Below are 22,350 nucleotides of genomic sequence, written 5' to 3' on the forward strand. Positions count from 1 at the left end.
ATTGTATTTATTTATTAATCTTCAATTTATCAATCGAATAAGTTCTTACAAAAACAAGTATCAATCAATTATATTTATTTTGATTAAGTATAAATAATTTCTTTCAAACTATTAATCTAACAATATCACCAGATTAAGTTAAACATTAAACAAAAAAAGCGCCCCATAACGGAGCGCTTTTTTTACATTTCTGTAATTTATCGTTGCAAGTTTTTAGCTTCGATACTCATTGTTGCATGAGGAACGATTTTAAGCCTTTCTTTGCTAATTAATTTACCTGTTACTTTGCAGATACCGTATGTTTTATTTTCTACACGGAATAAAGCATTTTTTAAATCCCGAATGAATTTCTCTTGTCTGATAGCCAACTGCGAGTTTGCTTCTTTAGACATAGTCTCACTTCCTTCTTCAAAAGCTTTAAAAGTTGGAGAAGTATCGTCAGTACCATTATTCAAATCGTTCATATAGGCACTTTTGATCAAATCAAGATCTTCTTGTGCTTTTTTAATTTTTGCTTGGATTATCTCTTTGAACTCTGCTAAATCTGCATCAGAGTATCTTGTAATTTCATCTATCATTTTCTAACTATTTTGAAATTAATATAATGGTTCTAATATCATCAAACTCAATTTCTGTGCCGTTTTCTAACGTGTCAGCAAAAACAAGTTCGTCTGTTAATGTTTCAGACTTAATATAGTCTTCGTTTTTTGAAACTGCATCTTCTAAAATACCGTTTCTTTTTATTTGAACTTTAATCTTATCCGTAACCTCAAATCCTGAATCTTTACGGATGTTTTGTATTCTATTTACTAATTCTCTGGCGATACCTTCGTTTTTCAATTCTTCGGTAAGAGTAATATCAAGCGCAACTGTTATTCCGTTTGAATTAGCAACTAACCATCCTTCGATATCTTGTGATGTAATTTCTACATCTTCTAGTGATAAAGTTACACTATTTCCTGCAATAACAATATCTAGCGTTCCTTGCTTGTCTAATTGATTAATCTGATCTGCAGAAAAACCTTGTATCTCCTTAGAAATCAGACCCATATCTTTTCCAAAACGTGGTCCAAGAGCCTTAAAATTAGGCTTAATCTGTTTTACCAAAATACCCGACGCATCGTCTAAAAGTTCGATTTCTTTAACATTTACCTCAGCTTTTACAAGGTCAGAAATCGCTTCGATTTCAGCACGCTGATTGTCGTCAAGTACTGGAATCATTACCTTTTGCAAAGGTTGACGAACTTTTATCATCTCTTTTTTACGCAGTGATAAAACCAAAGATGAGATAGTTTGCGCCTTCTGCATTTTACTTTCCAACGTTTTATTAACAAAGTTTTCGACAAATTTTGGGAATTCAGCCAAGTGAACACTAGCAAAATCCTCGGTTCCCGTAGATGATGTCAAATCTCTGTATAATTTATCCATAAAAAATGGAGCTACTGGAGCGCTCAATTTGCTTATAGTTAACAAACAAGTATAAAGCGTTTGGTAAGCCGCAATTTTATCTTTAGCGTATTCTCCTTTCCAGAAACGACGACGGCATAAACGAACGTACCAGTTACTTAAGTTTTCCTGAACGAAGTCAGAAATTGCTCTTGTAGCTTTCGTTGGCTCATAATCTTCATAACATTCATCAACGAATTTGATTAAAGAATGTAATTCAGAAATAATCCATTGATCGATCTCTGGTCTTTCGTTTAACGGAATTTCAGCTTCAGCATATTTAAATCCGTCGATGTTAGCATATAACGAGAAGAATGAATATGTGTTGTATAAAGTTCCAAAGAATTTACGTTTAACCTCAGCAATTCCTTCAAGGTCAAACTTCAAGTTATCCCACGGATTTGCATTCATAATCATATACCAACGTGTAGCATCAGGACCGTTTTCTGCAATGGTCTTAAACGGGTCTATAGTATTTCCTTTACTCTTAGACATTTTAATTCCGTTTTTATCCAAAACAAGACCGTTTGAAACTACGTTTTTATATGCGATTTTATCAAAAACCAAAGTTCCGATAGCGTGTAAAGTATAAAACCATCCACGAGTTTGATCTACACCTTCAGCAATGAAATTCGCTGGAAAATCTTTGTTTCCGTCAATTTTATCTTTGTTTTCAAAAGGATAGTGCCATTGTGCATAAGGCATTGCTCCAGAATCGAACCAAACGTCGATTAGATCACTTTCGCGCTTCATTGGTTTTCCAGAAGCTGAAACCAAAGTGATAGCATCAACAACATTTTTGTGCAAATCGATTAAATCATAATTTGATTCAGACATATTTCCGATTTCAAATCCTTTAAACGGATTTTCTTTTTGGAAACCTGCTTCGATCGATTTTTCGATTGCATTGTACAATTCTTCAACAGAACCGATAATAACTTCTTCCGTTTTATCTTCTGTTCTCCAAATTGGCAACGGAATACCCCAATATCTAGAACGAGATAAGTTCCAATCATTAGCATTTTTAAGCCAATTTCCAAAACGTCCTTCACCAGTAGATTTAGGTTTCCAATTGATAGTTTCGTTCAGGTCGAACATTCTATCTTTTACATCGGTTACTTTGATGAACCATGAATCTAGAGGATAGTATAATAACGGCTCATCTGTTCTCCAGCTGTGTGGATAACTGTGCACGTATTTTTCAACTTTAAAAGCTTTGTTTTCTTCTTTCAGACGAATAGCGATTTCAACATCTACAGATTTCTCTGGAGCTTGTCCCGCATCGTAATATTCGTTTTTAACATATTTACCAGCTAAATCCCCAACATGAGAAGTGAATTTACCTTGTAAGTCAACTAAAGGTACTGCAGTTCCGTTTTCGTCCAAAACCAACATTGGCGGAACTTCTGGTTTTGCTTCTTTTGCTACTTTAGCATCATCTGCTCCAAAAGTCGGTGCTGTATGCACGATTCCTGTTCCGTCTTCTGTTGTAACGAAATCACCAGAAATTACTCTAAATGCATTTTCAGCATTTTGATATGGCAACACGTAAGGCAATAATTGTTCGTAACGGATTTCTACTAAATCTGCACCTTTTGCTTCAGTTAAGATTTTATATGGCAATTTTTTGTCGCCATTTTTCACATTGTCAAAATCAGCGTCATCTTCACTTACAAAATATCCTTTTCCGAATTGTTTTCCAACTAAGTTTTTAGCCAAAATCACATTGATTGGCTCAAAAGTATATTGATTGAAAGTTTTTACTAAAACATAATCGATTTTTGGACCAACTGTCAAAGCGGTATTTGACGGAAGCGTCCAAGGAGTTGTCGTCCAAGCTAAAATGTGGATATCTCCAAAACCTTGCAAGAATGAAGGCAAAGTTTCTGGAAGTGTTTTAAACTGCGCTACAATTGTAGTATCAGTTACATCACGGTAAGCTCCAGGCTGATTTACCTCGTGAGAAGATAGTCCTGTTCCTGCTTTTGGAGAATATGGCTGAATTGTGTATCCTTTATACAACAAACCTTTATCATAGATTTGTTTCAAAAGCCACCAAACAGATTCCATATATTTCGGTTTATAAGTCACATACGGATCTTCCATATCTACCCAATAACCCATTTTTTCGGTCAAATCATTCCATACGTCGGTATAACGCATAACGGTTTTTTTACACGCTTCGTTATATTCTTCAATCGAAATTGTTTTACCAATATCTTCTTTTGTAATTCCTAATTCTTTTTCGGTTCCTAATTCTACAGGCAAACCGTGAGTATCCCATCCGGCTTTTCTTTTTACCTGAAAACCTTTCTGAGTTTTATATCTGCAAAAAATATCTTTAATCGCACGTGCCATTACGTGGTGAATTCCAGGTAATCCGTTTGCTGAAGGCGGACCTTCAAAAAATACGAAAGGCTCAGCTCCTTCGCGAGTTGTTACACTCTTTTCAAATATATTTTCTTTCTTCCAAAAATCAAGAACTTCAGACGCTACAGTTGGTAAGTCAAGTCCTTTGTATTCAGTAAATTTTGTACTCATTTTATCCTTTTCTTAAACGAGGTGCGAAAGTAAGGAATTTTGAGGAAAATAGAGAAAAGATAACGGAAAAAAGACTGGTTTCAGGAAATTTCAAGTAGATTCCGCAATAAATATTGTTGTTTTTATTGATTTAAGAGAAAACTTCTTTTAAAATCTCTAAAGATTTAGGTTTTTTGAATCCGTCCAAATGCAAACTATAGTAATCAATTAAGATTTTCAGCAGGATTTGTCTTTCCAAAACATGAAAGATTTTTTGATCGTTATCGAATTTTAAATCCAAAAGCTTTTTAAACAAATTTGTTTCGTGTTCAGACAAAACATTTCCATTTTGAAAAAGTGTAAAAACACCTTCATTCATTTCAAAAAAAGGAAGATTATTTTCTGAAAGATCCGGATAAAAACCAAGATATTTTGTAATTTCCAAAAGTAGAATTAAATGGAAATTAGAAATTTCATCATGATGATCGAGCCAAGTCAGTGCGGTTTCTAAAAACAGAAAAAGCTGTTCGTTTTTTTCTTCTTCTTGAATGGAATGATGCAGCATTTCTGACAGAAACATTACCATCGTACTTTTTACAATATCAGTATGAATGCTTTGAAACGGAACAGCACTTTTTATTTCTTTAAAATTCTCTAAAGTGCCTTTGTTTTTATGAACCGCTTCAATTTCTAAAATTGAAAATGGCTGAAAATAGGCAATCTTCTGACTTGCTTTTCTGCTCGAAAAAGCATCGCGTACAAAATAAGATTTCAATCCGCTTGAAAGTGTAAAGCATTTTACGATCAAGCTTTTTTCCTGAAATTTTAAAGACGAAATTACTATGGCTTTGGTTTTGACGAGCAATATTTTTGTTTTTTTTTGTTTCAAGTTTCAAGTTTCAAGTTTCAAGTTTCAGGTTTTGAACTGAAAACTGAGACTGCGACTGAATACTTAACGAATAATCATCACTTTTTTTACTTTAGTTTCTCCTCCGTCTTGCGCAGAAATAAAAACCATATAAACTCCAGAAGCTACTTTGTATTTTCCAAAAGCAGTTGTATCCCATTCGATTGTTCCACCAGAAGAAGTTATTTCGAAGACTAAATTCCCTTCAATATCTGTGATTTTGACATTTGCTTTATCAATTAATCCAGCGACTTTAACGGTTCCTGTATAAGTTGGACGAACTGGATTTGGATACACATATACATTACTCAAATCATCGTTTGCATCTGTTGAAATTCCATTAAAAGAAACTAAACCTTTATTGGTTGCAATAAAAACCTCTCCAGTTTTACCGTTTATTTTAATATCATTTATATAATTGCTTGGCAACGGAGAATTATTTATGGTAAAATGATATTTTGTTTCCTGTCCGTTTGATGAAACCATAAAAACACCCGAATCTGCTGTTCCAATCCATTTATTGTTTGCCCCATCGACAGCAATAGAAGTAACAAATTGCTCATACATTAATTCTTGCGCCAAATTATCCTCAGTAATAATAATTGCATTTGCTTTTAATTGGCTTTCTGACTGAAAATTGCTAACATTCGATAAAACTCTCAACCCTTTTGTTGTTCCTATCCAAAGCTGATTTTTTGTATCTATCGCCAAAGTTCGAACATCTTCTACTGGTAAATTTCCTTCATCGGTACCAGATGTCATTTTCTTAAATGTATTAGTAGTTTCATTAAAACCAACTACTCCATCTCTATTGGTTCCAATCCATTTTACATTATTCTTATCTACAACTATACTAGAATAGCTGCTAGATTCTGGATTGATCAAAATTGAAGACATTGCATAACTGCCCCATTGTCCATTTGTTTTTAATACTTTTAGACCATTTTTAATTCGGCTATTAGTGACCCAAAGATTTCCTGTTTTATCAAAAGCGGTTGCATTAATACGCACATCAATATAATCTGGACCTTCTGTTGTAATAGATTCCAATCCGCTGTTTGTCTCATTGTATAAAAAATTCGGAACATCATCTTCAACTTTCAGCAAACCAGAAAAGAACGAACTTGCATAAACTTGCTTTTCGTTGTTTGGGTTCACAAGAATTCTTGTAATTGATTTTGCGTCATAAACTTCAGAATAAGGAATGTTCAACCAACCCGAAGCATTGTATTTGCTAATTCCATAACTATCCAAACTATAAGGATTATAAGAAGCATCGTAGTCACCATAAACCGCCCACAAAACATTGGCAGTTGCATCTAATGAAAAAATGTTATTACGAAAAGGTCCTGCTGGCGTTGTACTTGCAAATGCCGAAGCCGTACTTAATGTAGAACCAAATAATCCGTTTTCTTTTGTTCCAATAAAAAGCTGATCTCCAATTGCCGTTGCACACGAAAAACTCAGCGTATTATTTAAAACCTGTGTATTTGTAATTTGTCTATTCAAAACCATCTGATTATTGTAGACATAAACAGTGCTGGCCGTTGTAATAAATAAATTATGATTTTTAGCTCTCATATCAACAGAAGCCTGAGGCAATTGAGAAAAACCTACAAATGTACTTGCGTTAAATCGATGAATATAGCCAGAATCGTTTACAGCAATAAGTTCTGTATCCAAAGCTTCTACACTTGACCAACTTCCAGTATTTACTACCGACCATTGATTATAATCTATTAAATTAGGATTGGTACTATCTGCTTTTCTTATACCGCTTGTAGTTGCTGCGAAAATAAATCCGTTAAAAAAAGTAGTTTGTTTTACACTGATTTCAGCTCCATTGTCTCCAATAAAATAAGTATCTCCAAATTGAGAAGTAGTTAAATTGAATTGTACAATTCCGAAATCGCAAGAAACATAAATCAAACCATTGTATTCCATAAAATGATTGATCTTTTTTGTATTTGCTGGGAGTTGTTTATTAATTATATCTACAACTTTTAATATGCTTCCATCAGTTTCATTGATTAAAATCATCAAACCGTTCTCGTAACCGATAATAGTTTTTTTGAAAGCTTCACTATAATAGACCGCTGAAATAGTTTGTCCCGATAATCCATCAACTGTAGTTGTTGTTTTTAGAACATTAGTTGAAATATTTTTAGAAAACAAAGCATTCTCTGATGCTGCGAATACGCTAGTGGAAGATTCTGAAACATCTTTTATTTCATTAAACGAAAAATATCCCTGCCAAGACAACTTACCCTGAGCTTGGCAAAATTGAATTAGAACTAAAAATAGACCGCAGAAGAATGTTTTTTTCATTATTAATGTATTCGGATAGACAAATATACTACAAACGAGAATTATTTAATTTTTGATATAAATAAAAATGCCTTCGAGATATCTTAATAAAGATAACTGAAGGCATTTCTATAATTATAACTAAGTTTTAAACGACACCTTGCGCAAGCATAGCGTCGGCAACTTTTACAAATCCAGCGATGTTTGCTCCTTTTACGTAGTTTACATATCCGTCTTCTTCTGCACCATATTTTTTACATTGGTTATGAATTCCGATCATGATTTCTTTCAATCTTAAATCTACTTCTTCACTAGTCCAGTTTAAACGAATAGAGTTTTGAGTCATTTCCAATCCAGAAGCAGCAACACCACCAGCGTTAGCCGCTTTTCCTGGAGCAAATAGTACTTTATTATCTAAGAAAAGTTTGATTGCATCTAAAGTAGAAGGCATATTAGCTGCTTCAGTAACGCAAAGAACTCCGTTGTCAATTAATTTCTTAGCATCATCTCCGTTCAATTCATTTTGAGTGGCACATGGAATTGCGATATCTACTTTTACTTCCCAAGGACTTTTCCCTTTATGGAATATTGCATTTGGATATTTTTCAAGATATCTTTCTGCTCTATTATCTCCTGTTGCTCTCATTTCAAGCATGTGGTCGATTTTTTCTCCAGAAATTCCTTCTTCATCATAAATATAACCATCAGGTCCAGAAATAGTAACTACTTTACCTCCAAGTTCATTTACTTTCAAGGCAACACCCCAAGCTACATTTCCGAATCCAGAAATAGCAACTCTTTTACCTTTAATTTCATGCCCAATAGTACGAAGCATTTGATCAGTAAAATAAACTACTCCATATCCTGTAGCTTCTGGTCTAATTAATGAACCACCGTAAGCCAAACCTTTTCCAGTTAAAACTCCAGTAAATTCATTTCTAATTCTTTTATATTGTCCAAATAAATATCCGATTTCACGAGCACCAACACCAATATCTCCAGCAGGAACGTCAAGGTCTGGACCAATGTGACGACATAATTCTGTCATAAAAGATTGGCAGAAACGCATAATTTCGCCATCTGATTTTCCTTCTGGATCAAAATCAGAACCACCTTTTCCACCACCCATTGGAAGTGTAGTTAAACTATTTTTAAATACTTGTTCGAAAGCAAGGAATTTTAAGACTGATAAATTTACTGTATGATGAAATCTAATTCCTCCTTTATAAGGTCCAATTGCAGAGTTCATCTGAATTCTAAAACCTCTATTTACAATAATTTCTCCCTTATCGTCTACCCACGGAACTCTAAATATAATTGATCTCTCCGGTTCAGCGATTCTTAGAAGTATATTCTTTCCATCGTATTTTTTACGTTCAGATATAAAAGGAATTACAGTTTCTGCAAATTCTCTAACCGCTTGAAGAAATTCTGGTTCGTTTGGATTTTTCGACTCAATTAGAGCCATAAATTCATTTATTTTTTGTTCCATTTTGAAATAAATTTTTCAGATAATTTGATTTAATTCCTATTCTTATAAATAAGAAATTATGTTTAAGAAAACGTTTTCGTTTTAACACACAAAGATATATCAAATAATGATTCGATGTTATATTTTTCACTTTTTTGAAGCGATTTGTGTTTTTTTCAAATATTACAAAAAAACACATTTTACATGTAGGTGTTTACATATAAATCACCTTTTAAAAGTTAGTAAATTAAGTATTTTGATACTTATTTTTCAATACAGCAATTTAATATTTTGAATCGATTAGGTTTTTTATATATTTGCCGAGATTTGTAAGCCCCTAAAAAATGCCTAAACACCTATTTATCACATTATTTGCCATCTTTGGTATATCAACCGTAGCATCAGCGCAGTCGGACCTAGCTCAAGAGATAGGAATATTTGCAGGACCAGTTACATTACAGTCAGATTTTGGTGAAAGACATAACGTTGACACCAATGTTGGGAATACTGGTTTTGGAGTTGGAATTATGCATTTCATAAACTTTTCTGCAGCCAACAATAGAGAGAGCTTCTTTACAGAGCACTTTAAAGTTAGGTCAGAATTGTCTTTTAGTAAAACAACTTTGAAGCACTTTGGAGAGTGGGTTGAAAGAAAACCTGACGGAGTATTTGCTCAACAATTAAAGAACATGCATGCAAGTTCTTCTGTAGTAAATCTTGGTGCTCAATTGGAATTTTCGCCTTTCATGAAAATTCATGATTTTGAAAACACAATTGGTAGCTTCAGTCCGTATGGAAGTTTAGGATTTCAAGTAAGTTATTATTCAACTAAAGTTGGATCTCATTTAGGAGATATTACTCTTCCTAATGTTACTCCTGGAAAATACTTAACTCCATCTGACGGACGTGCGCATGGGTTTTCTACAGAAACTGGTGTAGCTTTATCTGCAACAGCTGCTGTCGGCGTTCATTATAAATTAACTGAAATGAGCGATTTAATGTTTGAAACTCGTTTCCAAATGTACAACTCAGACTGGATTGATGGTTTAAATCCAAATAAAGATATTTATAAAGAAAACAAATCTAACGACTGGCAGGTTTGGTTTAACTTTGGATATATTTACTATTTAGAATTCTAAAAAACACTCTAAATTTCAAAATATAAAAAATCCCAAATTTCCAATTTTACTTTTGGAATTTTGGGATTTTTTTTATTGCTTATTTTTAAGATAAAGCTTGTTCTAAATCTGCAATTAAATCTTCTGCATCTTCAATACCAACACTTAATCGAACCAAATCATCAGTAATACCAACTTCAGCTCTCTTATCTGCAGGAATTGATGCATGCGTCATTAAGGCTGGGTGATTAGCCAATGATTCTACTCCGCCAAGAGATTCTGCCAAAGTAAACACTTTTAATTTCTCTAAAAAGGCAATAGAATCTTCTTTTTTACCTGATTTAAAATCAAAAGAAACCATTCCCCCAAAAGCTTTCATTTGCTTTTTAGCAATTTCATGAAAAGGATGATTTTCTAAACCTGGATAATAAACCGTTTTAATTTTAGGATGATTACTTAAATATTCTACTACTTTCTCGCCATTCTCACAATGTCTTTGAACTCTTAAAGCCAAAGTTTTAATTCCTCTTAAAACTAAAAAACTATCCATTGGACCAAGAGTTGCTCCAGTAGCAAATTGCTGAAAATGCAATTGTTCGCCAAGCGCTGCATCTTTTACAATTAATGCTCCAGCAATAACATCAGAGTGTCCGCCTAAATATTTTGTAGCCGAATGCATTACAATATCTGCTCCTAAATCTAAAGGTTTCTGTAAATACGGAGTTGCAAAAGTATTATCTACAGCAAGAAGAATTTTTTTCTCCTGCGTAATTTTTGCTATTTCTTGAATGTCTGCCAATTTCATCAACGGATTTGTTGGTGTTTCTACCCAGATTAACTTCGTGTTATCGTTGATTAAACTTTTCAATTTTTCGATATTCGTCATATCAACAAAATGAAATTTAATACCAGAATCTTTATAAACACGAGAAAACATTCTATACGTTCCGCCATACAAATCATCCATAGCAATGATTTCGTCTCCAGCTTTGAAAGATCTCAAAACGCAGTCTGTTGCTGCAAGACCAGATGAAAATGCAAGTCCGCGAGTTCCATTTTCTATACTTGCTAGCGCATCTTCCAAAGCAGTACGCGTAGGATTTGAAGCCCTGCTGTATTCATAATCAGCCAAAGGTTTACCTGGACTAGTTTGCACAAATGTTGAAGTTTGATACACTGGTGGCATAACTGCCCCTGTACTTGGATCATGATGCTGTCCTCCGTGTATTACTTTTGTATTGAATTTCATATAGTTCTAAATTTTAATTCCTTAATTCTTGTACAAATTTACCGCTTAATTTATTTTATCCTGACACAACTTCTTACCTTTGTAGATAATTAACACTTTTTGATATGAAAAATTACATATTTACAATCTTATTGTGTTTGATTTTTACAAGTTGCAAAAAAGAGCTCTCATTTGAAAATGAAACCTTTGAAGAAAAATCTACAATTCCGTGCAAAAATGACTGCCCGAAAATCACAATAGAAGTTCCAATTGCTAAAAATATTAAAGTAACATCAGACAGCATCAATAAAAAAGTATTTGCTGTTATTAAAGAAATTGTATTTTTTGGTGAAGATTCGACGAAAGTCAATGATTACGAATCATTGGCAAAATCGTTTATTGCTTCATACGAAGAAATGCATCAAAAATTCCCGAATGATACTTTTGGCTGGGAAGCAAAAATAACCGGAAATGTCGAATTTGAATCTGATCAAGTCTTAAACCTTAAAATTGATCACTACACTTTTACGGGCGGCGCTCACGGATATCAAGGTTATCGTTCCTTATTATTCAATAAAAAGACAGGAAAAACGATTTTCAATAATCAGTTATTTAAAAACGAAAATGAGTTTAAGGCTTTCGCCGAAAAGACTTTTAGAGCAAAGTACAAAATCCCAGAAAAAGCTAATATAAATGCTACAGGATTAATGTTTGAAAACGACAAATTTCAACTGCCTCAAAACATTTTTTATACCTCTTCAGGCTTACTTTTATATTATAATTCATACGAAGCAGCATCGTATGCAGATGGTCCAAAAGAGCTTATATTTTCTTATGAAGAAGTGCAGCAATATTTGAATTTTCAATAGAAAAATAAAATCAAAACATTTTATTTAGTCCCTAATATATCGTAGAGACGCACTGCTGTGTGTCTAACACAATCTTTTAACACAATTTTTGTCGATATGCTGGACGTAGACGCACTGCGGTCTCTACAGAAAAACCTTTGTCACTTGAACCTCTGAACCTTTGCCCTTTTTACTGGACATCATACTTCATTTTACGTAAAACCCTTAAAGCTTCTTTAAAAGAAGAATAGACATTTTTATAAGGTTTGAGAAGCATTTTTGCATCAATTAATTTTTGTCTGGCATCTTCAAAACCGTTCAAATAGCAAATCATAAAAGTAGAAGGCAGATTTTCTAAATCTTTCATTTCACGATCAGACAAATTGATTTCTTTTTGAAGTTTCGCCAATAAAGACATATTTGCATTATAAATATGGTACAGCATTTTTCGGTTAAACTCTGGCGGCTGAAAAAGCATTTGACGGTCAATTTTATAATAACCGTTATCAAAGAAATGAATGGTTTGTTCTTCTAACGGATAATAACTGGTTTTGTCATTTAATCCCAACGGAACATATTCTGTAATGGTAAAAGTATCATCGTTATATTCGATAGTAACAACATCTTGTGCAGAATAAAAAAGCTTAATCTGTTCGTTGATCAATTCTATGTCAACACGTGAAAGAAAGGTTTTATCACGCATTTTTTTCGGAACTCCAGCCCAGCAAATCACAAATAATTCTTTGAAAACGCGATATTTTGGAGACATATCTTTATGTCTAAAATTCATAAAATCGATAACACCATCTAAAGTATATTGAATACTATTTCGAGAACTATTCTCGATTCCAATTACCGTTTCGGTGTTTTGATTGTTTTTTTCGATTACTTCATGCTCTTCTAAAGGAATCGAATTGCTGCCACGTCTCACAAAAACACTGTTGGCGAGAATAGTATGAATTCCTTTTTTAAAGTACGAGATTTTGTTTTTTGGCTTTATAGTAACCAGACCGATTACTTTGTCTTTTGGAAGGTTTGGAAAAGGGACATTTTCATATTGAATTTTTGGAGGATTTTCTAAAAATGCATTGACCAGATTCTGAATTCGGCTGTCATCGAAGAAATCGTCACCTACAATTTCGTTATCTTGATCTTCTACTCCAACAACGATATAAGAATTATTGTTTGGATTGGAATTCGATAAAGCGCAAATGTGTTTTAAGAACTTTCCTTTTCCTTCTCTGGAATGAAGATTCAATTGCCTTTTCTTATCATAAAAACTGCTTTCGTCATTATGAGCGAGAAGATTTTTAATTAAAAGGCGCTTATTAATCATTTATTCTAGATTATTAGACTTACTTAGATTTTTAGACTTCTTAGACTTATGATTTTCAGATTCCTAAGATAATCTAAAGATCTAACTTTCTAAGAAGTCTAATCATCTATTTTTAAATATTTTTCTTGACAATTGTCGAAGACGCCTGCGCTGTACTCATAACAACCAAATCTGCAATATTTACATGATAAGGTCTAGAAACGACAAAGTGAATAATATCGGCAATATCTTCTGCTTTTAATGGATCAAATCCTTTATAAACATTAGCGGCTCTTTCGACATCACCTTTAAAGCGAACTTCGCTAAATTCTGTTGCAACCATTCCTGGATGAATTCCGCCAACTCTAATTCCGAACGGATTCAAGTCAATTCGCATTCCAGCTGTAATTGCATCTACAGCATGTTTAGATCCGCAGTAAACATTTCCGTTTGGATAAACTTCTTTGGCCGCAGTTGAACCAATATTAATAATATGTCCCGATTGTCTTTCAACCATTTGTGGAATTATCGCTTTTGAAACATATAAAAGTCCTTTTACATTAATATCGATCATGGCATCCCAATCGTCCAAATCTCCATTCTGAATTGGATCTAAACCATGAGCATTTCCTGCATTATTTATTAAAACGTCAACTGTAGCAAAATCATTAGGTAAAGAACCTATTTTTTTCAAAACATCTTCTTTATCGCGAACATCAAATGCTAAAGAATGTACTTCTGTAAAAACGGAAAGTTCTTTTTGAAGTTCTTCTAAACGGTCTGTACGTCTTCCGCAAAGAATAACTTTATAATTATTTTTTGCCAGAATCTCAGCGGTTGCTTTTCCTATTCCGCTTGTGGCACCAGTAATTAAAACTGTTTTTTTCATTTTTATTTATTTCATTTTGCCACAGATTAAAAAAATCATTTAAATCCTTTTACTCTGTGGCAAATATTTTTTTGATTTTGCATTTAACTGAACACTAAAATTTAAGGCACATCGTCGCCCATGCTTTCTGTCCAGATCGCGAACCAGTCTTCTTTGTCCATTTCTAATTCAATAGCTTTTGATAGAGATTGAATTCTAGCAATATTTACTGTTCCCGCAATCGGAATTACTTTTGCTGGATGTTTTAAAATCCATGCCAATAAAAGTGTATCTGCTCCTAAATGATATTTCTCTAATAAAGTAGAAAAAAGTTTTTTCAGACGGCGAGTCTGTTTTGTGTCTTCTCTAAAAACAGTTCCAAGCGGGTTCCAAGATAAAGGACGAATTCCGTTAGTCTGCATATAATCTAAACTTCCATCTGTCATTGCTTCGTAATGCGTAGCTGAAAACTGAACTTGATTATAACTCACTTCTGTTTTCTGACGAATCAATTCTGTTTGAGAACTTGTAAAATTTGAAAGTCCAAAATCGATAATTTTTCCTTCTCCTTTTAATTTCTCAACAGCTTCTGCAATTTCATCTGCCTGCATTAACGGACTTGGTCTGTGCAGTAAAAAAACGTCTACATAATCTGTTTTTAAGTTCTTTAAAGATCCTTCTACAGATTTAATGATATAATCTTTAGAATAATCATAATGTTTAATTTTGTTTTCTGGGCGTTTATCAGCAATCATCTGAATGCCGCACTTGGTAATTAATTGTAATTTTTCACGGGCAATTTTACTTGCATGAAAGGCTTTTCCAAAATCGGCTTCGGTCGTATACGAACCGTAAATATCCGCGTGATCAAAAGTCGTAATTTTGTTTTCGATACACATTTGTATCATGTTTTCCATTTCTTTGGTTGTAAGGTTTTTATCCCAAACTCCCCAATTCATAGTGCCCGAAATTATAGGCGATAAGACTGTTTTGCTCATAATAGTTATGCGTTATTTTTGGTAATAATTATGCTTTCATAAAACATAATCATCAAAGTTCTTAAAAATATAAAAATAGATTCACAATTAGTCCTTAAAATTAGGTTGTTGGTCGAAGTTTTAACCATTCTTTAACATCTTACTTCTCAAAAAATATTCAATTTGCACTCTCAAAAATTAGGCGTAAAAATCAAGGTTTTAAAAATATTTATATGGAAGAAAATACAACGACTTTAGACATTAGAGCGATAAATGAAAAAATTGAAAGAGAAAGTGCTTTTATAGACCTTCTTACAATGGAAATGAACAAAGTTATTGTGGGTCAGAAACATATGGTCGAGCGTCTATTGATCGGATTACTTGGACAAGGGCATATTTTATTGGAAGGAGTTCCTGGGCTGGCAAAAACTTTAGCCATCAATACGCTTTCTCAAGCGGTTCAAGGATCTTTCAGCCGTATCCAGTTTACGCCAGATTTACTGCCAGCCGATGTTATCGGAACCATGATTTACAACATTAAAGCAAACGAATTCTCTATTAAAAAGGGACCAATTTTCGCCAATTTCGTACTTGCCGATGAGATTAACCGTGCACCTGCAAAGGTTCAGTCAGCACTTTTAGAGGCGATGCAGGAGAAACAAGTTACAATTGGTGATTCAACTTTCAAATTAGATCGTCCGTTTTTAGTATTGGCAACACAAAACCCTGTTGAGCAAGAAGGTACTTATGCACTTCCTGAAGCACAAGTTGACCGTTTTATGTTGAAAACTGTTATTGATTATCCAAAAATTGATGAAGAGCGTTTTGTAATTCGTCAAAACTTAAAAGGAACTTACGAAAAAGTAAATCCAGTGGTTTCTGTAGATCAGATTTTACGTGCGCAAGAAGCTGTTCGTGAAGTTTATATGGACGAAAAAATTGAGAAATACATCTTAGATATTATTTTCGCTACACGTTACCCAGAAAAATACAAATTAGCCGATTTAAAACCGCTTATCAGTTTTGGAGCTTCTCCTCGTGGAAGTATCAACTTGGCTAATGCTGCTAAATGTTATGCTTTCATCAAACGCCGTGGTTATGTAATTCCAGAAGACGTTCGTGCAGTGGTTCACGATGTATTACGTCACAGAGTTGGAATTACTTACGAAGCAGAAGCAGAAAACATTACTTCTGTAGACATTATCAACAAAATCGTTAACGAGATTGAAGTACCTTAAAAATTTGTTTCAGGTTTCAAGTTTCAAGTTGTTGCAAGACTAACTTGAAACTTTTAAACTTTAAACTTTAAACAAATAGAATGGATACAAAAGAGCTTTTAAAAAAAGTACGGAAAATAGAAATCAAAACGAAAAGACTGAGCAATCATATCTTTTCGGGAGAATACCACTCTTCATTTAAAGGACGAGGAATGACGTTTAGCGAGGTGCGTCAATACCAATACGGAGATGATATTCGTAACATCGATTGGAATGTAACCGCACGCTATAACGAAGCTCACGTTAAGGTATTTGAAGAAGAACGCGAATTGACTATGGTTTTAATGGTTGATATTTCGGGTTCGGAATCTTTTGGTTCTAAAAATCAATTCAAGAAAGACATCGTAACCGAAATTGCGGCAACGATGGCTTTTTCGGCTACACAAAACAATGATAAAATTGGTTTAATCTTATTTTCTGATACTGTAGAATTATATATTCCGCCAAAAAAAGGACGTTCGCACGTACTTCGCATCATTCGTGAATTGATCGAATTTGAACCAAAAAGTCATAAAACAGACATTGCACAAGCTTTGAAGTTTTTGTCTGGAACTCAAAAAAAGAAAGCCATTATTTTCATGATTTCAGATTTTATGTCTGATTCTTACGAGCATACATTAAAAATTGCTTCCAAAAAACATGATATTACTGGAGTTCGTGTTTATGACATGCGCGAAGAAAAGATTCCAAATTTAGGAATGGTTTCTATGTTGGATTCTGAGACAGGAAAAATACAATTGGTTGATACTAGTTCTAAAACTGTCCGTCTGAATTACGAGAAACATTATCAAGAAAAGTTTAATTACTTTAAAGATACATTCCGTAAATCTGGAGCAGGAATTGTAAACACTAGAGTCGACGAAAATTACGTTACTAAACTATTAGGCTATTTCAAATCGAGATAAAGATTTTTGATTTTTGATTAACGATTTTTGATTTATGATGTGTGTGATTTGAGATTAAAGGAAGTATTTAAGAAATGACTAAACAAGAATTAGAAAATAGATTGATTGATTTTGCAGCAACAATTATAATTATAGCAAGTAAGTTTGAAAAAAATTATGCAGGAAATCATTTATCTGGACAAATAATTCGATCAGGAACATCGCCAGCGCTAAATTACGGTGAAGCGCAAAGTGCAGAGAGTAAAAAAGATTTTATTCATAAAATGGGAATTTGTCTGAAAGAATTAAGAGAAACATTTGTTTGTTTGAAAATAATAGACAAAGCAAATTTATCAACAGACAGAGAAAGTTTAATGCAGGTAAAAATAGAAGCAAATCAATTAATTTCCATTTTTGTATCCAGCATTAAAACATCAAAAAATAATTCATAAAAATTAAAGATTACAATTTTAGAAAACTATTGAGAAATCCTTGGAAAAATCAAAAATCAAAAATCGTTAATCTTCAATCGTTAATCAAATGAAATTTAAACTTTATATATTTTTATTGCTTTTTTCTACCATGATTTTTGCACAGCAAAAACAAGTAGAAACAAGTATTGACACCACCAAAAATAAAATTGGTGCCGAGTTCAAACTGACCCTGAAAACAGTTGTGACTTCAACAGCAAAAGTTGAATTTCCGAAACTTAAAAACATTGGTCCGTTAGAAGTTATTCAGTCTTATCCAATTGATACGGTTAAGAAAGATGCCACTAATTATGAACTTATAAAAAAATATGGTTTAACGCAGTTTGATTCTGGACGTTATACAATTCCGAGCGTTAAAATTTTAATTGATAAAAAACCTTTCTATTCTGATTCTCTTAAAGTAGAAGTTGCCAATGTAAAAGTGGACACTTTACAGCAGAAAATGTACGACATTAAAGATATTTCTTCAGTTGATGAAGGAATGGGAAATTGGTGGATTTACCTTTTAATTGTTTTAGCTATTCTAGGAATTGGAGCTTTTGTTTACTGGTATGTTAAAAAACGTCAGCTGAAAAAAATCGAAGAAGAAGTTTATAAAACTCCTATCGAAAAAGCGACAAGTTTATTAAATAATCTGGAGCAAAAAGAACTGGTTCAAAAAGGTGAAATTAAAGAATATTATAGTGAATTAACCGATATTGCCAGAAATTATATCGAAGAAGCCATTCATATTCCAGCAATGGAAAGCACAACTTCTGAGTTAATTGCTGCAATTAGAGACGCTTCTACTAAAAAGAAAATGACGCTTACACCAGAAACTGTTGAAAATCTGGAACGTGTTTTACGTCAGGCCGATTTAGTAAAATTTGCAAAATCTAAACCGCTTGATTTTGAAATTAAAGAAGATAAAAATAAAATTCAAAAAGTTATTTTAACTCTTGATAATGCTATCCCAACTGAAGTCCCAGAAGACATTGAGGATCAGTTATTGAACGAAGCGCAAAGACAAAAACAAATTCAGGCACAGCTTAAAAAACAGCGTAATGCAAGAATTGGTTATTCTGTTGCAGCAGTCATACTTTTATTGTTTGCTACGACAACTTTCTTTGTGGTTACCAAAGGTTTCAATTACGTGAAAGACAATATTATTGGCCATCCTTCTAAAGAATTGTTAGAAGGCGAATGGGTAAAAAGTGCTTACGGAAATCCAGCTGTTCTTATAGAAACTCCAAAAGTTTTAAAAAGAATGGATGCAGAAAAAGTACTTCCAAAAGAAACGATGGCATTAATCAAAGAAATGCAGCTGTTTGCATACGGAAGCATGATCGATAATTTCTACATTACGGTTTCTACAACTAAATTTAAACAGCCAACTGATATAGATTTAGCTAAAGCTCTTGAAGGATCTTTAAAAGTAATGGAAGCTCAAGGAGCACAAAATATAATTGTAAAACAAGAAGATTTTCAAACCAATGAAGGTATTCAGGGTGTAAAAGGTTACGGAACAATGTCTATTTTGAACCCAGCGACCAAAACAAGTACTAAAGCATATTATGAATTATTGCTTTTCAAACAAGACCAAGGTTTACAGCAAATTTTGATTTTACATGAAGAAGGCGACACGTATGCAAACGAGATTACAACCCGAGTATTAAATTCTGTTGAACTTCAAAGAGCGAGCAACTAATGAGTAAGATGAGTTTTTTAAATCCAGAATTTCTTTGGTTGTTTCTATTAATTCCGATTGCGATAATCTGGTTTTTCTGGAAACGCAACCAGCAGTCGGCTACCTTAAAAATGAGTTCAACAGCAGGATTCCAAAATAGCGAATCGTTTTGGACAAAGTTTAAACCTGCTCTATACGTTTTCAGAATCCTTGCTTTATGTTCTTTGATTATTGCATTGGCTCGACCAAGAACCGTAGATATTAGCAACCAAACTAAAACAACAAAAGGAATTGATATCGTTATGGCAATTGACGTTTCTGGTTCTATGCTGGCAAAAGATTTAAAACCCAATCGTATGGAAGCTCTGAAAAGAGTTGCTGGCGATTTCGTTGAAGAAAGGCCAAACGACAGAATTGGGTTAGTTTTATATGCTTCTGAAGCCTATACTAAAACTCCAGTTACAAGTGATAAAGCCATTATTCTTGAAGCTATAAAAGGCATTAAATATGATAATGTTTTACAAGACGGAACTGGAATTGGAATGGGATTGGCAACTGCTGTAAATCGTCTGAAAGATAGTAAAGCAAAAAGCCGCGTTATCATTCTTCTTACCGATGGTGTAAATAATGCTGGATTTATCGAGCCAGAAACCGCTGCTGACATTGCAAAACAATATGGCATAAAAGTTTACACAATTGGTCTTGGAACAAACGGAATGGCAGAATCTCCGTACGCTTATGCACCAAACGGAGGTTTCCTTTTCAAAATGCAGAAAGTTGAAATCGATGAAAGACTGATGAAAAGTATTGCCCGCAAAACAGACGGAACATATTTTAGAGCCACAAGCAACGATAAATTAGCAGAAATATACAACTCAATCAATAAACTGGAAACAACGGAAATCCAAGAATTGAAATTCTACGATTATGACGAAAAATACAGAGGATTTGTTTTATTTGCGGCCTTTTTATTATTGCTTGAAGTTGGTTTAAGAAATACAGTTTACAGAAGCTTTATTTAAATATTTTAGTCCAGTCTCGGTTCTCAGTTTACAGCTGAAAACTGTGACAGAAAACTGAAAACTAGAATTAAAAAATGGAATTAGACGAAAAAAAATATTTATATCTCTTAGTACTGATCCCAATTGTGGTGTGTATTTTCCTTTTCAATATGTATTGGAAAAGAAGAACACAACGCGAGTTTGGTGATTTAGAAATGGTAAAAAGGCTGAGTCCTGAGAAATCTGTTTTTAAACCTGTTTTAAAAATTGTAGTGATTCTTTTGGCTCTTACCTGCTTGATTATCGGTTTAGTTAATCCAAAGATTGGAACTAAAATGGAAACCGTAAAACGAGAAGGTATTGATATTGTTTTTGCTGTCGACGTTTCTAAAAGTATGCTTGCAGAAGACGTTGCTCCTAGCCGTCTGGACAAAAGTAAACAATTGGTTTCTCAGATCATTAATAATTTAGGAAGCGATAGAATTGGAATCGTAGCTTATGCAGGAAGTGCTTTCCCTGTTTTGCCAATTACATCAGATTATAGCGTTGCTAAAATGTTCTTGCAGAGTATGAGCCCAGGAATGGTTTCATCACAAGGAACTTCTCTTGACGAAGCAATTAGACTATCATCAACTTATTTTGATGAAAAAAGTAAAACCAGCAAATTATTAATTCTAATTTCTGATGGTGAAGATCATTCTGAGGGTGCTGCTGCTGCGGCAGAAGAAGCCAATAAATTAGGAATGAAGATTATTACAATTGGTGTTGGAACAGAAAAAGGAGGAACAATTCCGTTAAAAGAAAATGGTGTTGTAAGAGGATATCAAAAAGATCTAAACGGAGAAACAGTAATCACCAAATTAAATCAAGAAGGTTTAAAAACAATTGCAAAAGCAACAAAAGGTGGCTACGTTTACGGCGGAAGCACTAAAGAAGTTTTAGAATATGTAAAAAATGCTTTAAACAATATTCAAAAAACAGAGTTTGAAGCTACACAAATGGCCGAATTCCAATCGCAGTTTCAATGGTTTATTGGGTTTGCCTTTTTATTACTGTTCCTAGATATTTTCTTATTAGAGAGAAAAACAAATTGGATCAAAGAGTTGGATTTATTTAACGAAAAGAAATAAATGTTCAGATTAAATTCGGAACAGAAAACAAAATTAGAATGAAAAATTTACTTCTTTATATTTTACTAACGGTTTCTTTTGCAGTTTCTGCTCAAGAAAAAGACAAAACATTGCCCGCTGGTAATGAAGAATATAAACAGAATAAATTTGTTGATGCTGAGGCAAACTATAGAATTTCGGAATCAAAATTTCCTAAACGATCAACAGCGCCATATAATTTAGGAAATACTATTTATAGACAAAATCAAGTTTCGGAAGCAAAATACGCTTACGCGAAAGCGATAAAAAATGCTAAAACAAGACCTGAAAAACACAAAGCTTTTCACAATCTTGGAAATGTTTTCATGAAAGAGAAAGATTATACGCAAGCAGTTGAAGCTTACAAACAGGCATTACGTAATGATCCAACCGATGATGAAACGCGTTACAATTATGCTTACGCAAAACAAAAATTAAAAGAAAATCCTCCGAAAAACGACCAAAATAAAGACAAGAATAAGGATAAGGACAAAGACAAGGATAAAAATAAAGACAAAAACAAAGATCAGAATAAGGACAAGGATAAGGATAAAGACAAAAAAGACGACAAGGGCGATAAAGACAAGGATAAAAAAGATGGTAAAAACGATCCTAAAAAAGACGACAAGTCTGACAACCAAGGAGAGCCAAAACCACAGCCTGGAGGAATATCAAAAGAACGAGTTCAGAATTTGTTAGATGCGGTTAACAATGAAGAAAAGAAAATTCAGGACAAAGTAAACGCTCAAAAAGTAAAAGGTAATCCTAAAAAAACAGAAAAAGACTGGTAAAATAATTTGAATCGTTTAATCGTTAATTTGTTTATTAGAAGAAATATTCAAAAACGATTAAACGATTAAACAGTTAAATAACAACGA

The 22,350-nt window shown here is 33.4% G+C and carries 18 protein-coding genes; 9 read left to right on the top strand and 9 right to left on the bottom strand.

Annotated features, from left to right (window positions below; genetic code table 11):
• Positions 1–197 precede the first annotated feature (197 nt).
• The 5 genes from OD917_RS17605 to gdhA form a co-directional block, all read right to left on the bottom strand.
• Positions 198–578, bottom strand: a complete 381-nt coding sequence (locus tag OD917_RS17605) for a TraR/DksA family transcriptional regulator (RefSeq protein WP_012022792.1) — start codon at positions 576–578, stop codon at positions 198–200.
• A gap of 7 nt (positions 579–585) precedes the next feature.
• Positions 586–3,987 (bottom strand): isoleucine--tRNA ligase, encoded by a 3,402-nt coding sequence (ileS, locus tag OD917_RS17610; protein WP_263524692.1) that lies wholly within the window; start codon positions 3,985–3,987, stop codon positions 586–588.
• Between the two features lie 130 nt (positions 3,988–4,117).
• Positions 4,118–4,831 (bottom strand): DNA repair protein RecO, encoded by a 714-nt coding sequence (gene recO / locus OD917_RS17615; protein WP_263524694.1) that lies wholly within the window; start codon positions 4,829–4,831, stop codon positions 4,118–4,120.
• Between the two features lie 87 nt (positions 4,832–4,918).
• Positions 4,919–7,201: a T9SS type A sorting domain-containing protein gene (locus tag OD917_RS17620; RefSeq protein WP_263524696.1), complete on the bottom strand. Its 2,283-nt coding sequence runs from the start codon at positions 7,199–7,201 to the stop codon at positions 4,919–4,921.
• 127 nt (positions 7,202–7,328) lie between these two features.
• Entirely contained in the window at positions 7,329–8,672 is a 1,344-nt protein-coding gene (gdhA, locus tag OD917_RS17625) for an NADP-specific glutamate dehydrogenase (protein ID WP_263524698.1), read from the bottom strand.
• A gap of 323 nt (positions 8,673–8,995) precedes the next feature.
• Here gdhA and OD917_RS17630 point away from each other — a divergent pair, with 323 nt between their 5' ends.
• Positions 8,996–9,790 (top strand): THC0290_0291 family protein, encoded by a 795-nt coding sequence (locus OD917_RS17630; RefSeq protein WP_263524700.1) that lies wholly within the window; start codon positions 8,996–8,998, stop codon positions 9,788–9,790.
• Positions 9,791–9,875: 85 nt separating this feature from the next.
• Here the strand turns inward: OD917_RS17630 and OD917_RS17635 are convergent, their stop codons facing one another.
• Entirely contained in the window at positions 9,876–11,018 is a 1,143-nt protein-coding gene (locus OD917_RS17635) for a cystathionine gamma-synthase (RefSeq protein ID WP_263524702.1), read from the bottom strand.
• A gap of 104 nt (positions 11,019–11,122) precedes the next feature.
• On the opposite strand from OD917_RS17635, the gene OD917_RS17640 reads away from it, so the two are divergent.
• A complete protein-coding gene (locus tag OD917_RS17640; protein ID WP_263524704.1) occupies positions 11,123–11,866 on the top strand; it encodes a DUF3298 and DUF4163 domain-containing protein in 744 nt (247 codons plus the stop codon).
• Positions 11,867–12,035: 169 nt separating this feature from the next.
• Here the strand turns inward: OD917_RS17640 and OD917_RS17645 are convergent, their stop codons facing one another.
• The 3 genes from OD917_RS17645 to OD917_RS17655 form a co-directional block, all read right to left on the bottom strand.
• Positions 12,036–13,181 (bottom strand): ATP-binding protein, encoded by a 1,146-nt coding sequence (locus OD917_RS17645; RefSeq protein ID WP_263524706.1) that lies wholly within the window; start codon positions 13,179–13,181, stop codon positions 12,036–12,038.
• A gap of 112 nt (positions 13,182–13,293) precedes the next feature.
• Positions 13,294–14,049, bottom strand: a complete 756-nt coding sequence (locus tag OD917_RS17650) for an SDR family NAD(P)-dependent oxidoreductase (RefSeq protein WP_263524708.1) — start codon at positions 14,047–14,049, stop codon at positions 13,294–13,296.
• A gap of 101 nt (positions 14,050–14,150) precedes the next feature.
• Positions 14,151–15,026 (bottom strand): aldo/keto reductase family oxidoreductase, encoded by an 876-nt coding sequence (locus tag OD917_RS17655; RefSeq protein ID WP_263524710.1) that lies wholly within the window; start codon positions 15,024–15,026, stop codon positions 14,151–14,153.
• Between the two features lie 212 nt (positions 15,027–15,238).
• On the opposite strand from OD917_RS17655, the gene OD917_RS17660 reads away from it, so the two are divergent.
• From OD917_RS17660 to OD917_RS17690, 7 genes are all read left to right on the top strand, one after another.
• Positions 15,239–16,243 carry an AAA family ATPase gene (locus OD917_RS17660; RefSeq protein ID WP_091494435.1) on the top strand — a complete coding sequence of 335 codons (1,005 nt, stop codon included), beginning with the start codon at positions 15,239–15,241 and terminating at the stop codon, positions 16,241–16,243.
• 80 nt (positions 16,244–16,323) lie between these two features.
• Positions 16,324–17,187, top strand: coding sequence for a DUF58 domain-containing protein (locus OD917_RS17665; protein WP_263524712.1), 864 nt, complete (start codon positions 16,324–16,326; stop codon positions 17,185–17,187).
• Between the two features lie 74 nt (positions 17,188–17,261).
• Positions 17,262–17,618 (top strand): four helix bundle protein, encoded by a 357-nt coding sequence (locus OD917_RS17670; RefSeq protein ID WP_263524714.1) that lies wholly within the window; start codon positions 17,262–17,264, stop codon positions 17,616–17,618.
• Positions 17,619–17,706: 88 nt separating this feature from the next.
• A complete protein-coding gene (locus OD917_RS17675; protein ID WP_263524717.1) occupies positions 17,707–19,344 on the top strand; it encodes a hypothetical protein in 1,638 nt (545 codons plus the stop codon).
• On the top strand, positions 19,344–20,345 hold the full coding sequence (locus tag OD917_RS17680; protein ID WP_263524719.1) for a vWA domain-containing protein: 1,002 nt from the start codon (positions 19,344–19,346) through the stop codon (positions 20,343–20,345). Before OD917_RS17675 ends, OD917_RS17680 begins: the two co-directional genes overlap by 1 nt.
• A gap of 74 nt (positions 20,346–20,419) precedes the next feature.
• On the top strand, positions 20,420–21,454 hold the full coding sequence (locus OD917_RS17685) for a vWA domain-containing protein (RefSeq protein WP_263524721.1): 1,035 nt from the start codon (positions 20,420–20,422) through the stop codon (positions 21,452–21,454).
• Positions 21,455–21,492: 38 nt separating this feature from the next.
• The gene (locus OD917_RS17690; RefSeq protein ID WP_111287448.1) at positions 21,493–22,263 is read left to right on the top strand and encodes a tetratricopeptide repeat protein; all 771 of its coding nucleotides are present in this window, start codon (positions 21,493–21,495) and stop codon (positions 22,261–22,263) included.
• Positions 22,264–22,350 lie beyond the last annotated feature (87 nt).

Source organism: Flavobacterium sp. SH_e (genome assembly GCF_025717045.1).
GTDB lineage: Bacteria > Bacteroidota > Bacteroidia > Flavobacteriales > Flavobacteriaceae > Flavobacterium.

Excerpts from the sequence above, each read along its gene's own strand:
- OD917_RS17660 (WP_091494435.1), top strand. The coding sequence starts at position 15,239 with ATGGAAGAAAATACAACGACTTTAGACATTAGAGCGATAAATGAAAAA.
- OD917_RS17690 (WP_111287448.1), top strand. The coding sequence starts at position 21,493 with ATGAAAAATTTACTTCTTTATATTTTACTAACGGTTTCTTTTGCAGTT.
- OD917_RS17675 (WP_263524717.1), top strand. The coding sequence starts at position 17,707 with ATGAAATTTAAACTTTATATATTTTTATTGCTTTTTTCTACCATGATT.
- OD917_RS17680 (WP_263524719.1), top strand. The coding sequence starts at position 19,344 with ATGAGTAAGATGAGTTTTTTAAATCCAGAATTTCTTTGGTTGTTTCTA.
- OD917_RS17620 (WP_263524696.1), bottom strand. The coding sequence starts at position 7,201 with ATGAAAAAAACATTCTTCTGCGGTCTATTTTTAGTTCTAATTCAATTT.
- gdhA (WP_263524698.1), bottom strand. The coding sequence starts at position 8,672 with ATGGAACAAAAAATAAATGAATTTATGGCTCTAATTGAGTCGAAAAAT.
- OD917_RS17630 (WP_263524700.1), top strand. The coding sequence starts at position 8,996 with ATGCCTAAACACCTATTTATCACATTATTTGCCATCTTTGGTATATCA.
- ileS (WP_263524692.1), bottom strand. The coding sequence starts at position 3,987 with ATGAGTACAAAATTTACTGAATACAAAGGACTTGACTTACCAACTGTA.
- OD917_RS17670 (WP_263524714.1), top strand. The coding sequence starts at position 17,262 with ATGACTAAACAAGAATTAGAAAATAGATTGATTGATTTTGCAGCAACA.
- OD917_RS17640 (WP_263524704.1), top strand. The coding sequence starts at position 11,123 with ATGAAAAATTACATATTTACAATCTTATTGTGTTTGATTTTTACAAGT.
- OD917_RS17650 (WP_263524708.1), bottom strand. The coding sequence starts at position 14,049 with ATGAAAAAAACAGTTTTAATTACTGGTGCCACAAGCGGAATAGGAAAA.
- OD917_RS17665 (WP_263524712.1), top strand. The coding sequence starts at position 16,324 with ATGGATACAAAAGAGCTTTTAAAAAAAGTACGGAAAATAGAAATCAAA.
- OD917_RS17635 (WP_263524702.1), bottom strand. The coding sequence starts at position 11,018 with ATGAAATTCAATACAAAAGTAATACACGGAGGACAGCATCATGATCCA.
- OD917_RS17655 (WP_263524710.1), bottom strand. The coding sequence starts at position 15,026 with ATGAGCAAAACAGTCTTATCGCCTATAATTTCGGGCACTATGAATTGG.
- OD917_RS17685 (WP_263524721.1), top strand. The coding sequence starts at position 20,420 with ATGGAATTAGACGAAAAAAAATATTTATATCTCTTAGTACTGATCCCA.
- OD917_RS17645 (WP_263524706.1), bottom strand. The coding sequence starts at position 13,181 with ATGATTAATAAGCGCCTTTTAATTAAAAATCTTCTCGCTCATAATGAC.
- OD917_RS17605 (WP_012022792.1), bottom strand. The coding sequence starts at position 578 with ATGATAGATGAAATTACAAGATACTCTGATGCAGATTTAGCAGAGTTC.